The sequence below is a fragment of the Metabacillus sp. GQ13 genome (genome assembly GCF_059758525.1).
In genome coordinates, this window is the sequence record NZ_JCAXET010000018.1 from 1 (window position 1) to 14,867 (window position 14,867).

A 14,867-nucleotide genomic window follows, 5' to 3' on the forward strand; every position below is an offset into this window, starting at 1 on the left:
TCTTATGCTTGTCGGGTCTGAACAAGGCTCTTGCGCTTTTGTACTTTATTTGCTATAATTTCTATTCGTGAGTAATTTATTTTTAATTGCTCCTTGCCCTTAGATGGGCCGTTTAGACCAAAAGGAGGTGTAAGTGATGAGAAAGTACGAAGTTATGTACATCATCCGCCCAAGTATTGAAGATGAAGCTAAGAAAGCTCTAGTTGAGCGTTTCAATAACGTTTTATCTACTAATGGTGCGGAAGTAACTGAAGCAAAAGAGTGGGGCAAACGTCGCCTAGCATACGAAATCAATGATTTACGTGATGGCTACTATATGCTTCTTCAAGTTAACTCTGAAGCAGAAGCTATTCAAGAATTCGACCGTTTAGCGAAAATCAGCGAAGATATCATTCGCCATATCGTTGTTAAAAAAGAAGATAAATAATCATTAATGTAGAAAAGATATTCGAAAAAGGATGGTTCTGATGTTGAATCGTGTTGTATTAGTCGGAAGACTAACAAAAGATCCAGAGCTGCGTTACACACCAAGTGGAGTAGCTGTTGCCACATTTACATTAGCTGTAAACCGTACGTTCACGAACAGCCAAGGTGAAAGAGAAGCTGATTTTATTAACTGTGTGATATGGCGTAAGCAGGCAGAAAACGTGGCGAACTTCCTTAAAAAAGGTAGTTTAGCAGGCGTTGATGGCCGTTTACAATCACGTAGTTATGAGGATCAATCTGGGAAACGTGTTTATGTAACAGAAGTTGTTGCAGAAAGTGTTCAGTTCCTTGAGCCTAAAGGAAGTAGCGGTGGCGGCAACAACAACAATAGCAACAATAATAATAACTTTGGTGGTGGACAACCAGGTAATTCTGGTAATCAAAATCCATTCGGTTCAGATCAAAACCAAAATCAACGTAATCAAAGCCGTACAAGCTTTGATAACGACCCATTTGCTAATGATGGAAAACCTATAGATATCTCTGATGATGACTTACCTTTTTGATCGTTAATATATAATTAAATCAAAACAGAAGGGAGGAAATAGACAATGGCAGGTGGACGTAAAGGTGGACGTGCAAAACGTCGTAAGGTGTGTTTTTTCACATCTAACGGTATCACACACATCGATTTTAAAGATGTTGACTTACTAAAAAAATTCGTATCTGAGCGTGGTAAAATTTTACCTCGTCGTGTAACTGGTACGAGTGCAAAATACCAACGTAAATTGACTGTAGCTATCAAAAGAGCTCGTCAAATGGCATTATTACCATACGTTTCTGGTGAATAATATCAAATTATAAGCACAGACGGGATCATGTCCTCTCTGTGCTTTTTATTTTGCAATCTTTGGTTTGTTAATCAAGTGAGTTAAGGTAGTAACATATAGTAAAAGAGTAAGATCCTCACTGTCTAATACCAATTTGAGGGTTATCATTTAGTTATTTTTAATAAGGGTACTACTATACGTATTTTGCATTAGTTTCTCGTTAGATTCTTTTCGTTTCATTCCTTCGGTATTTCCCTATAAATTAGGCTTTAATAAGTGTCTAACAATAAACTTTTTTGAAAAGAGCTTTGGTGGTTTGATTGCTGAGATTAGGTAGTTTAAAATAAGTAAGGATAAGTTAAATTAAATAGGTAATGACAACTTATTGTTTATAGCTATATTCTCTTTTCTATTGAAAAACGTAAGTTATTTGATTTAAGCCTTCTTCTCCGTGGTAAAATATATAAAACATAGATAGGTTTCACTGGTTGAGAGGGGTTGATAAGGAATAATGCCGAGTTTTTATAAAAAACCATTAATACGTTATCCTATATACGGTTTAATCGGGATAGCTGTGATCGCGGTACTCTTTCTCTTTTTCTATAACTGGATAGTAGGAATATTCATTACTATCTGTTTTTGCTTATCTCTTTTCTTTTTAAGAAAGTCTTTTTTAGATTTTCAAAATGAAATGGAGGGGTATATCACCACGCTTTCTTATCGTCTGAAAAAAGTAGGCGAAGAAGCCCTTATGGAGATGCCTATAGGAATTATGCTTTTCAATGATCAATATCAAATAGAGTGGACAAACCCCTTTCTAGCTTCTTGTTTCCATGAGGATACCATTGTTGGAAGATCACTTCTGGATGTAGCTGATCAATTAGTTCCTTTAATTAAACAAGAAATAGACTCAGAAACGATCACGCTACATGAGCGGGAATTTAAGGTTATAATAAAGCGTGAGGAACGGTTATTATATTTCTTTGATGTTACTGAGCAAATAGAAATTGAAAAGCAATATGAGGATGAGCGAACTGTATTAGCACTAATATTTTTGGATAATTATGATGAAGTGACACAAGGACTGGATGATCAGACAAGAAGCGCTATTAATAGTCAAGTAACGTCGTTGTTAAATAAATGGGCTAAAGACTATGGTGTATTTCTAAAAAGAGTATCTTCAGAACGTTTTCTAGCTGTTTTGAATGAACATATATTAATTAAGTTAGAAAAAGAAAAATTCACGATTTTAGATGAAGTTAGAGAGAAGACAACGATGCAAAATGTATCGTTAACATTAAGCATTGGAATAGGCACTGGTGTATCTTCATTACAAGAACTTGGAGACCTAGCCCAATCTGGATTAGACCTAGCACTAGGACGTGGTGGGGATCAGGTTGCCATTAAACAAACGAGCGGTAAGGTAAAGTTCTTTGGTGGTAAGACAAACCCGATGGAAAAAAGAACGAGGGTACGTGCTCGAGTGATTTCACATGCACTAAAGGAGATTGTTTCTGAAAGTGACATGGTCATGGTAATGGGTCATAAGTTCCCTGATATGGATGCAATTGGTTCATCCATTGGTATCTTGAAGGTAGCGCAAGTGAATGAAAAAGATGCTTATATCATATTAGACCCTGAAGCGCTTGATTCGGGTGTTGAACAATTGCTAATTGAAGTTAGAAAATATCCTGAACTTTGGTCGAAATTCATTACACCAGACCAAGCATTAGAGATTATGACTGATGAAACACTCCTTATCGTTGTTGATACACATAAACCTTCATTGGTAATTGATGATAGGCTGCTTGGTAGAAGTGAAAATGTGATTGTGATTGATCATCATAGACGTGGAGAGGAATTTATAAAAGACCCAATCCTCGTTTATATGGAGCCTTACGCTTCATCAACAGCTGAATTGGTTACAGAGTTATTAGAATACCAACCAAAACATCTAAAAATGAATATGATTGAGGCAACATCATTATTAGCAGGTATAATTGTTGATACAAAGAGCTTTACCCTACGAACAGGATCAAGAACTTTTGATGCAGCCTCTTATTTAAGGTCAAAAGGCGCTGATACCGTCCTTGTTCAAAAGTTTATGAAGGAAGATATTGAGAATTATGTGAAGAGGGCTAAACTAATTCAAAATGCTTCTATCCATAAAGAAGGTATTGCGATAACCATCGCTGAAGACAATGAAGTTTATGAACAGGTGATTATTGCTCAAGCTGCAGATACTCTTTTAACAATGAATGGCGTAAATGCTTCATTCGTTATTGCAAAAAGAAGCGCTGATATAATAAGCATTAGCGCAAGGTCACTTGGAGAAACCAATGTCCAAATTATCATGGAAACTCTAGGTGGTGGAGGTCATTTAACAAATGCAGCGACCCAGTTGCAAGAAATGACACTAGCGGAAGCAATAGAAAAGTTGAAAATAGCAATTGATGATTATCTTGAGGGAGGAACCAAATCATGAAAGTAATATTTCTAAAGGATGTTAAAGGTAAAGGTAAAAAAGGAGAAGTTAAGAATGTGGCTGATGGCTATGCACAGAACTTCCTATTAAAACAAGGGCTAGCAGTTGAAGCTTCGAATGCAAATGTAAGTTCTTTAAATGCTAAAAAGAAAAAAGAAGAACAAGAAGCAATTGTTGAATTAGAACAAATGCAGCAACTGAAAAAGAATTTAGAGGAGTTAACTGTTGAATTAAGTGCTAAATCTGGTGAAGGTGGTCGCTTATTCGGTTCAATCACTAGTAAACAAATTGCAGATGAGTTAAAAAAGACTCATAATATAAAGCTTGATAAGCGAAAAATTGAACTTCCAGATGCTATCAGAGCACTTGGATATACAAATGTACCAGTGAAGTTACACACGGATGTTTCAGCAACATTAAAGGTACTTGTAGCAGAACAGTAAATCTTGGTAAATGATGTGGTTTTGTGGAAAGAGTAAAATATATCTTGAAGCTTAGCCATATTTTTTTTATCCTTAGTACTTAAGAAGTTTTCTATTTTACTAGATATAGACGAATGAGTCATTAAAATATAAAGGACGGTGGTCATCATAAACGAAGTAATTGGTGATCGTATTCCACCACAAAATATCGAGGCAGAACAAGCAGTATTAGGTGCGATTTTTCTACAACCATCTTCTTTAACATTGGCTTCAGAGATATTAATTCCTGATGATTTTTATCGAGCAACACACCAACGGATTTATAATGCTATGCTTGTGCTATCTGATAAAGGGGAACCAGTTGATTTAGTTACTGTCACTTCTGAACTTGCAGATGCTAATTTACTAGAAGAGGTTGGTGGGATAACTTATCTGAGTGATCTTGCAAACTCAGTTCCTACTGCAGCAAACATTGAATACTATGGCAAAATAGTTGAAGAGAAATCTATATTACGTCGCTTGATCCGTACTGCAACAAGTATTGCGCAAGACGGATATAATCGAGAAGATGAAGTAGAAGTTCTTCTGAATGAGGCAGAAAAAACAATTATGGAGGTTGCACAGCGGAAGAATGCTGGTGCCTTTCAAAATATTAAAGATGTTCTCGTCCAAACATACGACAATATCGAATTGCTTCATGATCGCAAAGGTGATGTAACTGGAATACCAACAGGATTTGCTGAATTGGACAAAATGACGGCAGGTTTTCAACGAAATGATCTCATTATCGTAGCTGCTCGTCCTTCTGTAGGTAAAACAGCCTTTGCATTAAATATTGCACAAAATGTTGCAACAAAAACAGATGAAAATGTCGCGATCTTTAGCCTAGAAATGGGAGCAGATCAACTGGTAATGAGGATGTTATGTGCTGAGGGTAATATCGATGCACAACGTCTCAGAACAGGTGCATTGACCCCTGAAGACTGGGGAAAGCTGACAATGGCGATGGGGAGTCTTTCAAACTCGGGTATATATATCGATGACACTCCTGGTATACGCGTTAGTGAAATCAGGGCGAAGTGTAGACGTTTAAAACAGGAAACTGGATTAGGAATGATCTTGATCGATTACTTACAATTGATTCAAGGAAGTGGACGAAGCGACAACCGTCAGCAAGAGGTATCGGAAATCTCTCGTACACTTAAGGAATTAGCTCGTGAATTGAAAGTTCCAGTTATTGCACTATCACAGTTATCTCGTGGAGTTGAGCAACGTCAGGATAAACGACCAATGATGTCTGATATTCGTGAATCTGGAAGTATTGAGCAGGATGCCGATATCGTTGCTTTCTTATACCGTGATGATTATTACGATAAGGAATCTGAGAATAAAAATATCATTGAAATTATTATTGCAAAACAGCGTAATGGTCCTGTTGGTACAGTAGCATTGGCATTCGTGAAAGAATATAACAAGTTCGTTAATCTTGAGCGGCGTTTTGATGATGAAGGAGTGCCAGCAGGTGCTTAGAGGAAGATCGCCTTTTGCGGTCTTTTTTTTTATCTATTTTAAGACCCTTTGCGAAAGGTTTTTGCTTAAAGGGACTAAGTATGAATTGGTTTTTAAGATTTTATTCTGCTATCAGTCATACAACTTTCAAAGTATGCAGTAAGAGCTATTTTCAAAGAATAAAATAAAGAGTAGAATGCATATTACGAAATGACAATCGTTACAAATGCAGCCTTTATTAGATTTTGTTTACATCAGTTGTTATGAAGAAATAATGATTTAACCGGTATCTAACTGGAAACAATAAAAGAGAGGTAGATGAAATCAAAGCAGTAATAGAAATATAATCATCATTATCTTAGATAAGTTAATCAATTTACGAACGAATAGATAACTAATTTTATAATTGTTCGTATTTGGATTGACTTTCCCATACGTGGCTGTTAAAATAAACATGGTTTGAGTAGTGCTAAATTACGGAGGTGCACAGAATGTCTTCAGTAGTAGTTGTTGGAACGCAATGGGGAGATGAAGGTAAAGGGAAGATTACGGATTTCCTTTCTGAAAATGCAGAGGTTATTGCTCGTTATCAAGGCGGAAATAACGCAGGTCATACAATTAAATTTGATGGGGATACATATAAGCTTCACTTAATTCCATCGGGAATATTTTATAAAGATAAAATCTGTGTAATTGGTAACGGCATGGTTGTTGACCCAAAGGCACTTATTGAAGAATTAGCTTACTTACATGAACGTGGAGTTACAACAGATAATTTACGAATTAGTAATCGTGCGCATGTCATTTTACCTTATCATTTAAAATTAGATGAAGTAGAAGAAGAACGTAAAGGCGCGAATAAAATTGGAACAACAAAAAAGGGAATTGGACCTGCTTACATGGATAAAGCAGCTCGAGTAGGGATACGTATCTCAGATTTACTAGAGCGTGATGTTTTTGAAGAAAAGCTTGTTCGTGCTCTAGAAGAGAAAAATCGTATGCTAGAGAAGTTTTATGAAGTAGAAGGATTCACAGTAGAAGAAATTTTAGAAGAGTACTATGAATATGGCCAACAATTTAAAAAATATGTTTTAGATACATCTGTTGTCTTAAACGATGCTTTAGATGAGGGTCGTCGTGTTCTATTTGAGGGTGCTCAGGGTGTTATGCTTGATATTGATCAAGGTACATATCCATTTGTAACATCATCAAATCCCGTTGCTGGAGGGGTTACAATTGGTTCTGGTGTAGGCCCAACAAAGATTAACCATGTTGTAGGTGTTTCGAAAGCTTATACAACTCGTGTTGGAGATGGACCTTTCCCAACTGAATTGAATAACAGTATCGGTGAACAGATTCGTGAAGTTGGCCGTGAGTATGGTACGACAACAGGACGAGCTCGTCGCGTTGGATGGTTTGATAGTGTAGTTGTTCGTCATGCTAGACGTGTAAGTGGCTTAACAGACCTTTCACTTAACTCTATCGATGTACTAACAGGCATTGAGTCATTGAAAATTTGTGTAGCATATAAACATAAAGGTGAATTAATAAACGAATACCCAGCTAGTTTAAAGGTTCTTGCTGAGTGTGAACCAGTATATGAAGAACTACCAGGTTGGAAAGAAGATATTACGGGTGTTCGAAACTTAAGTGAATTACCTGAAAATGCAAGACATTATATTGAGCGTATTTCACAATTAACAGGTATTCCATTATCGATCTTCTCAGTAGGACCAGATCGATCTCAAACAAATGTTATTCGTAGTGTTTATAGTTAATCTAAAAGCTAATCCAATAATAAACGAAAGAGAATCGATGATTTTCGATTCTCTTTCTCATTACTACTGGTAGATCTGCAAAAAAATATAAAAAAGTGTTGTTTATTTGATTGATGTTATGTTATGATAGATCACGTCCTGTTAAAGGAAATAACTACTCATTTATAAAATGAGCCATTAGCTCAGTTGGTAGAGCATCTGACTTTTAATCAGAGGGTCGAAGGTTCGAATCCTTCATGGCTCACCATTTTTTCTAATTAGTTTTACAATATGGCCCGTTGGTCAAGCGGTTAAGACACCGCCCTTTCACGGCGGTATCACGGGTTCGATTCCCGTACGGGTCACTTTAGTAGTTACATAGATTGGGTCCGGTAGTTCAGTTGGTTAGAATGCCTGCCTGTCACGCAGGAGGTCGCGGGTTCGAGTCCCGTCCGGACCGCCATTTAAACCTTAAATCTGCTAAGAGATAACACTAAAAAATTACATACGGCTCAGTAGCTCAGTTGGTAGAGCAATGGACTGAAAATCCATGTGTCGGCGGTTCGATTCCGTCCTGAGCCACTTAAAAGACATGATTCATTTTGAATCATGTCTTTCTTTATATTATGGAATGTTCGGTTCATATGGGGCTGGAGGAGGCTCTTGCGCTTTTCGGTTTGTCTAGCTTCAGAGCCTAGCCCCTCGAGGGAAAAGGAAATTCACTTTTTCCTAGGTCATCAGCCACTGGTGAATTGAAGGAAAGGGCACCTTCATTTCACCAGCGTCTTATGCTTGTCGGGGCTGAGCAAGGCTCTTGCGCTTTTCGTGGTTAACAGTTTATGACAAAATAAACTAAATAATGTATCGAATGATACAATACGATTACAATTCGTCATAATAAACGGTGGATGATGAATTCTATGTTAAATTAGTAGAGTGGATAATAGCGAGAAATTCGTCGTTCTTAAAGACATTCACTATGTAAAAGACTTCCTTTCGTATTTAGGGAGTGGAAATATAGGGGGATATACCATTGTTTATCGGTTCTACCAGATTAGTAGGTTATCAACAAATACAAAAAAAGTATTCATTCATAAAAAAACTCACAATTGGTGCTGCAATAGCCGCTTCCTTCACTTTTGGAGTGCAAAGTGCTTCCGCTGAAGAAACTCTATCTACTGTTTATCATATATATGTAGGAGAAGAACATATAGGTACCGTTGATAATCAAGGCTTAATAGATGAGTTGATTGACTCAAAGATAACAGAGAAACAGCCTTCTTATGAACATTTAAACTTAACGGTTGAAGATATAGAGGTTTTACCTGAAAAAATGTTCCACCCGGTTTTTGATAATAAAGAGGCAATAGAAAAGCTAGAAAAAGAGCTTGATGTTGTTGTTGACTCAGCAGAATTAGTGATTGGTGACCATAGTGTTGCTAGTTTTTCTAGTAATGAGGATGCAGAAGCTGTTTTAAAAGCGTATAAGCTTCAATATGTTTCTGAGGATCTACTAAATGAATTAGATACAAGACAGAAAGCTAATATTCCTATGGGGCCCTTATTAGAAGGTGACTCACGTATCATAGATATTTCATTGTCTGAGGCAGTAGCATTGGAGAAAAATAAGGTTCATCCAGACAAGGTATTATCTGTTGAACAAGGTGTAAACCTACTAAAAAAAGGTCAAAAAAAGGAACAAATATATAAAGTTCAGGAACGAGATGTATTAGGTGGAATTGCATCTAAACATGATTTATCACTTAAGGATCTCTTGAATCTTAATCCGGGGATAAGCGAGGATTCTCTAATAAAACCTGGTGATGAACTGAACGTGACAGTATTAAAGCCGTTTTTTGACGTTATAGTAAAACATGAAGTATCTAAAAAGGAACATATATCCTATGAAACAGAGATAAAAGAAGACTCGTCAATTCCTAAGGGAGAGCAAAAGATTACTCAGGATGGTCAAAATGGTGAGAGACTTGCTAATTATCTTATTTATAAGGAAAATGGTAAAGAAGTAAAACGTGAAACAGTCAGTGAAAAAGTAATAAAAGAACCTGTTAAAGAACAGATTATAAAAGGAACAAAGGTTATCCCTTCTAGGGGGTCTGGAAAACTATCTTGGCCAGCTGTAGATGGCTATATTTCAAGTGGATTAGGTCAACGGTGGGGGAAGCTTCATAAAGGGATAGACATAGCTAGACCAAGTGACCGTACGATAAAAGCCGCTGATAATGGGAAAGTGGAATCAGCAGGTTTTAATGGTGGATATGGTAATAAAGTCGTTATCAATCATAATAATGGTTTAAAAACAATTTATGCACACTTGGATTCCATTTCTGTGTCAGTAGGACAGGTTGTTTCACAAGGCCAAAAAATTGGTGTTATGGGAACCACAGGTAACTCAACAGGTGTACATCTTCACTTTGAGGTATATGATAATGGAAATTTAGAAAATCCAATGGATTATCTAAAATAATCAAGCGGAAGGGTCTGACAGATAGTAATTATTGGTCAGGCCCTTTTTTCGTTAAGTTCCAAACTAGTATGCATTCTAAACTAATGTAACTAGTGAATGAAATTTCCAAAAATGACACGAATGAAATCAGTAAATGAATTAGTTGAATAAATAACCAATATATACAAAAGTGTTTATAGTTAAAACTTGTAAAAAAGGTGAATCTATTCTTTGAACATGATACATTTAAACTATAGAGTAGATGGAATTTAAAAGGGGCGAGAGCATTGGAAAAGAAGATTTTAGTAGTCGATGATGAAAAGCCAATTGCAGATATATTGCAATTTAACTTAAAAAAAGAAGGTTATACTGTTTATTGCGCTTATGATGGCGATCAAGCTGTAGAAATGGTTGATGAAGTAAAACCGGATCTCATTTTATTAGATATTATGTTACCTAGCCGAGACGGTATGGAGGTATGTCGAGAGGTGCGAAAGAAATATGACATGCCAATCATCATGTTAACAGCAAAGGATTCAGAGATCGATAAAGTTCTAGGTCTAGAATTAGGTGCAGATGATTATGTAACAAAACCATTTAGTACACGAGAATTGCTAGCACGAGTAAAGGCTAATTTACGTCGTCAACAAACAATTGATAACACTGACTCAAAAGGTGCAACAAATGAGATTAAGATTGGATCACTTACGATTCATCCTGATGCCTATGTTGTTTCAAAACGTGGCGAGACAATTGAATTAACACATCGTGAGTTTGAACTGCTTCATTATTTAGCACAGCATTCAGGACAAGTCATGACGAGAGAACATTTGCTTCAGACCGTTTGGGGCTATGATTACTTTGGTGATGTTCGTACTGTAGATGTCACAGTCAGACGTTTAAGGGAAAAAATTGAAGATAATCCAAGTCATCCAACATGGATTGTCACAAGACGTGGAGTAGGCTATTATTTACGCAACTCTGAGGAGTAATTAGAAATGAAAAAGGTTGGTTTTTTTCGTTCTGTACAATTTAAGTTTGTCTTGATCTATGTGTTGTTAATTATGTTAGCCATGCAAATCATTGGCATTTACTTTGTTAAGGAATTAGATACATCATTGAAGAAAAATTTTGAAGATTCATTATCAAAACGTGGGAGTCTTCTTGTCTATAACATAGAACAAGAAATGTCTAAAGATCTAAAGGAATATGAAGATGGAAAAACGGTAGCCGGAGAAATAAACACGATTATTAGGGATTTTGTTGCGGGTGAAGCAATTGAAGTTCGGGTAATTGATAAAACGAAAACAATTCTCTCTACTTCACATAACCAAGATATTGTAGGAAAGAAAACAACAGATCCTACTGTACTCAGATTTTTATTAGGATGGGAAGAAAAAGAAAGTAAACTTTTCAATGATAATGGCCAGCGAGTCATTGTAATGACTTTGCCTGTTAAGAAAAATAACTTTAGTGATGAAATAATTGGTGTTGTTTCTATTGTAGCTTCAATGGAAGAAGTTTTCTCTCAAATGAGAATTATAAATAGAATCTTTGTAACCGGTATTGTCATCTCTTTATGTTTAACGGCAGTATTAGGTATCTTTATTGCTAGAACAATTACTAGACCAATGACTGATATGAGAAAACAGGCAATTGAATTAGCAAATGGAAACTTCTCACGTAAAGTTAAAGTATATGGAGAAGATGAAATTGGTCAATTGGCGATTACCTTTAATTACTTGACGGAAAAATTAGAAGAAGCTCAAGCTATGACAGATGGCGAACGGAAAAAGCTTGCATCAGTTATTGCCCATATGACAGATGGAGTCATTGCAACAAATCATAGCGGGCAAGTTATCTTAGTAAATAATCCTGCTTTAGAAATGCTGAATGTTTCACGTGGAACAATAAAAAATGCGAGTATTACTGAATTACTTGGGATTGAAGACCGATATACATTTGAGAGTATAAAAGATGAACAAGAATCCCTTATTTTAGATACGGGTACAGATGAAAATCCATTTATTTTACGGGTCAGCTTTTCTGTTATCCAAAAGGAACCAGGGAAAACAGAGGGAATCATTGCTGTTTTATACGACATTACTGAACAGGAAAAGATCGATTCGGAAAGAAGAGAGTTTGTTGCGAATGTCTCCCATGAATTGCGAACGCCCCTAACAACGATGAGAAGTTACCTTGAAGCGTTGGTGGATGGTGTGTGGCAGGACAAAGAAATTGCACCACAATTTTTGAATGTCACCCAGACCGAAACAGAACGAATGATTAGACTAGTAAATGACTTGCTCCAATTATCGAAACTCGATAGTACCGATTATCGTCTAAATAAGAATTGGATCAACTTTACTGATTTTTACAATAAAATCATCGATCGATTTGAAATGACGAAATCACAACATGTATCTTTTGTAAGGAACATACCGGATGAAGCTCTTTATGTTGATATTGATACAGATAAGATCACACAGGTTTTAGATAATATTATTTCGAATGCCTTAAAGTATTCGCCTGAAGGTGGTCGTGTAACCTTTGCAATTGATCAACTACCGTCAGATATTCAAGTTCGGGTAAGAGACGAAGGGGTAGGGATCCCTCAAGACAGTATTAATAAGATCTTCGATCGTTTTTACCGTGTTGATAAAGCGAGAACACGGAAGCTTGGAGGGACAGGTTTAGGGTTAGCGATAGCGAAGGAAATGGTTTATGCTCATGGTGGGAATATATGGGCACAAAGTAGGGAAGGGAAAGGTACTATTGTTTACTTTACGATACCTTATACCCCAGAACAAGAGGATGAGTGGGAATGAACAAAGAATCTATTAAAACAGCCACTTTAACCGTGCTAATCATCATTAGTTTGTTTTTTACTTGGAATATGTGGACGATGCTGCCTTCATATGACGAACTTCAAAATGGGGGTATTTCTAAAAGTAAGCCGCTTAGCCAAGAAACTAGACAATTATACGAGGTTATTAAACCCCAACAAATTGCTTTTCATTCGGGAGAGAATCATTATAGTACGATAAAAGCGGATTATTTGAATAGCCTTTGGACAGAAATGCAAAGGTGGGAGTATACTGAAGGTAATAAGCAATCAAGAACTTTTACGAAGGAAGAGTTTCAGTCATGGTTACATGGAAAAGAAGGAGCTAATGTAGAACTGAGATTCTCAGTTGCAATCCCGATGGCAACTATCCAGTCGATGATCAAATGGGATACGGATACAATTGAGAATTTATCTTTTGATAGAATCATATTGAAGGTGGACAATAATAGCGAATTACAAAAGGTTACCTTTGTTTCATTTGATAAGATGAAAATGGTTGAAGCCTATGTCAATCGCTCTGAAGCAAGTCACTCTGTTTCCGCTCTTTATGAAAATCGAAGTGATTTTATGGAGTATTTCCCATTTGTAACAGAACAAGGTGAAGAAATATTACTTCCTGAAAATAAGGTTCAATTAAATAGCTATCAATATCTTACTGAGGAATTACAAGGAGAAAAATTCAAAAATGCGCTATTCAGTAAACCAGGCAGAGTAAAACAGGATGTGAGTAGTTCTAAAAATAGATACACTGATGCGACAAAAGAACTGAGTATTTATTCGAATAATCATCGGGTCATATATGTAAATCCTGCACTTCGTAATACAAACCCAGTAGAAGCAAACCAACTTATCGAACAGAGTATTCTTTTTTTAAATGAACATGGCGGTTGGACAGACCAGTACAATTTATTTGCGACAAATAATACAGCTCAGGAAACTAGCTTCATAATGTCAATAGATTCTATACCAGTCATGAGTTCAAATGAGAAACCCTTTGGTCCTACAATGATTGATCAAAGATGGGGTCAAAATGAAATTGCAAGTTATGAGCGGCCTTCCTATCAACTGAATGTGCAAGTACGTACTGATTCCTCTAGTTTGATCTCGGGGAGAAGAGTTGTAGAACTTATTACTTCCACTGATCAATTAGATGCAATCGATAATATCTTTGTAGCTTATGAACTAAGCGGGTTGGATAATCAAACAATCATTAAAGTTACACCTGTCTGGTGTATACAAATGAATGATGGTAGATTAATAAACATTACTGATTACCTTGAACTATCTGGGGGGGATGAAAATGGAATGGAGTAAAACGAAGACCATTTTTATTCTTGCATTTTTGATTTTGGATATTTACTTGGCAATTGAATTCTTTCAATTTCGTGTCGAGTCAAACCTGAAAAACATACCTAGTTCTACTATTGAAGAACAAATTAAAGCAGAGGGCATTGAAATTAGTAACCTTCCGAAAAATAGGGATAAGGGATTTTATATTACAGCTAAAAGTAAGAACTTTGCTTTAGATGAGATTAGCAAGCTGAAAAATCAATCTCAAGTTTTAACGAATAATGGTACAAGCACGGGACCTTTTCAAACATTATCTATGGAGCTAAAGGAACCTTTCCCATTACCTGATGTAAACCTAGAAAGTAAAATAAATCAGTTTCTAACTGAAAATGTCATTTCAGGTGAACTTTATCATTATTGGTATACGGATGAGCAAACAAACTCTATTATCTGTATACAACAATTTAAAGGTGATAATATTTTCCAAACAAAAGAAGATCATATCGCAATGATCATTTTCAATGTGAATGAGAATAATGAAATTTTCGCTTATGAACAATCAATGCTAGAGGATATAACAGAGGTTGAGGAGAAAGAAACAACTATACCTGCATTTAAAGCAATCGAAGCGTTATTCATCGAAAACTATCTAGGAACAAAAGATAAAGTTATCCAAACTAAATATGGATATTACACACATATTCCACTTTCAAACCAACAAATCTTAGCACCAACTTGGTATATTACGATAGAATCGGAAAAAGGCGAACAAGAAGATTATTATGTTAATGCCTTAGACGGAGACGTATTACAATCAGTGGAATAAAGGATAGGAG

12 protein-coding genes and 4 tRNA genes are annotated in these 14,867 nt (G+C 36.1%); all 16 read left to right on the forward strand.

The genetic code is table 11. The features are described from left to right. The first annotated feature begins 136 nt into the window (after positions 1-136). The 16 genes from rpsF to AC6CHR_RS19885 all read left to right on the forward strand — a co-directional run bounded on the left by rpsF (position 137) and on the right by AC6CHR_RS19885 (position 14,857). On the forward strand, positions 137-427 hold the full coding sequence (gene rpsF, locus AC6CHR_RS19810; RefSeq protein ID WP_498250756.1) for a 30S ribosomal protein S6: 291 nt from the start codon (positions 137-139) through the stop codon (positions 425-427). A 40-nt stretch (positions 428-467) separates the two neighbouring features. Next, positions 468-992 carry a single-stranded DNA-binding protein gene (gene ssb / locus AC6CHR_RS19815; RefSeq protein WP_498250757.1) on the forward strand — a complete coding sequence of 175 codons (525 nt, stop codon included), beginning with the start codon at positions 468-470 and terminating at the stop codon, positions 990-992. Between the two features lie 45 nt (positions 993-1,037). Next, on the forward strand, positions 1,038-1,277 hold the full coding sequence (gene rpsR, locus AC6CHR_RS19820) for a 30S ribosomal protein S18 (RefSeq protein ID WP_498250758.1): 240 nt from the start codon (positions 1,038-1,040) through the stop codon (positions 1,275-1,277). Between the two features lie 490 nt (positions 1,278-1,767). Then, entirely contained in the window at positions 1,768-3,741 is a 1,974-nt protein-coding gene (locus AC6CHR_RS19825) for a DHH family phosphoesterase (protein ID WP_498250759.1), read from the forward strand. Then, a complete protein-coding gene (gene rplI, locus AC6CHR_RS19830; RefSeq protein WP_498250760.1) occupies positions 3,738-4,184 on the forward strand; it encodes a 50S ribosomal protein L9 in 447 nt (148 codons plus the stop codon). Before AC6CHR_RS19825 ends, rplI begins: the two co-directional genes overlap by 4 nt. A 147-nt stretch (positions 4,185-4,331) precedes the next feature. Continuing rightward, entirely contained in the window at positions 4,332-5,693 is a 1,362-nt protein-coding gene (gene dnaB / locus AC6CHR_RS19835) for a replicative DNA helicase (RefSeq protein WP_498250844.1), read from the forward strand. Positions 5,694-6,163: 470 nt separating this feature from the next. Continuing rightward, positions 6,164-7,450: an adenylosuccinate synthase gene (locus AC6CHR_RS19840; protein WP_498250761.1), complete on the forward strand. Its 1,287-nt coding sequence runs from the start codon at positions 6,164-6,166 to the stop codon at positions 7,448-7,450. Positions 7,451-7,621: 171 nt separating this feature from the next. Continuing rightward, a tRNA-Lys gene (locus AC6CHR_RS19845) sits at positions 7,622-7,697 on the forward strand. Positions 7,698-7,722: 25 nt separating this feature from the next. Beyond that, a tRNA-Glu gene (locus tag AC6CHR_RS19850) sits at positions 7,723-7,794 on the forward strand. A 21-nt stretch (positions 7,795-7,815) separates the two neighbouring features. Next, positions 7,816-7,892: transfer RNA gene (locus AC6CHR_RS19855), tRNA-Asp, on the forward strand. Between the two features lie 46 nt (positions 7,893-7,938). After that, positions 7,939-8,011 (forward strand) — tRNA-Phe (locus AC6CHR_RS19860). 451 nt (positions 8,012-8,462) lie between these two features. Continuing rightward, on the forward strand, positions 8,463-9,914 hold the full coding sequence (locus AC6CHR_RS19865) for a LysM peptidoglycan-binding domain-containing M23 family metallopeptidase (protein ID WP_498250762.1): 1,452 nt from the start codon (positions 8,463-8,465) through the stop codon (positions 9,912-9,914). Positions 9,915-10,180: 266 nt separating this feature from the next. Then, on the forward strand, positions 10,181-10,885 hold the full coding sequence (gene yycF / locus AC6CHR_RS19870; RefSeq protein WP_498250763.1) for a response regulator YycF: 705 nt from the start codon (positions 10,181-10,183) through the stop codon (positions 10,883-10,885). Between the two features lie 6 nt (positions 10,886-10,891). After that, positions 10,892-12,721, forward strand: coding sequence for a cell wall metabolism sensor histidine kinase WalK (gene walK, locus AC6CHR_RS19875; RefSeq protein ID WP_498250764.1), 1,830 nt, complete (start codon positions 10,892-10,894; stop codon positions 12,719-12,721). Next, positions 12,718-14,055, forward strand: a complete 1,338-nt coding sequence (locus tag AC6CHR_RS19880) for a YycH family regulatory protein (protein ID WP_498250765.1) — start codon at positions 12,718-12,720, stop codon at positions 14,053-14,055. Before walK ends, AC6CHR_RS19880 begins: the two co-directional genes overlap by 4 nt. Beyond that, positions 14,042-14,857, forward strand: coding sequence for a two-component system regulatory protein YycI (locus AC6CHR_RS19885; RefSeq protein WP_498250767.1), 816 nt, complete (start codon positions 14,042-14,044; stop codon positions 14,855-14,857). The genes AC6CHR_RS19880 and AC6CHR_RS19885 overlap by 14 nt, the downstream gene beginning before the upstream one ends. The last annotated feature ends 10 nt before the right edge of the window (positions 14,858-14,867 follow it).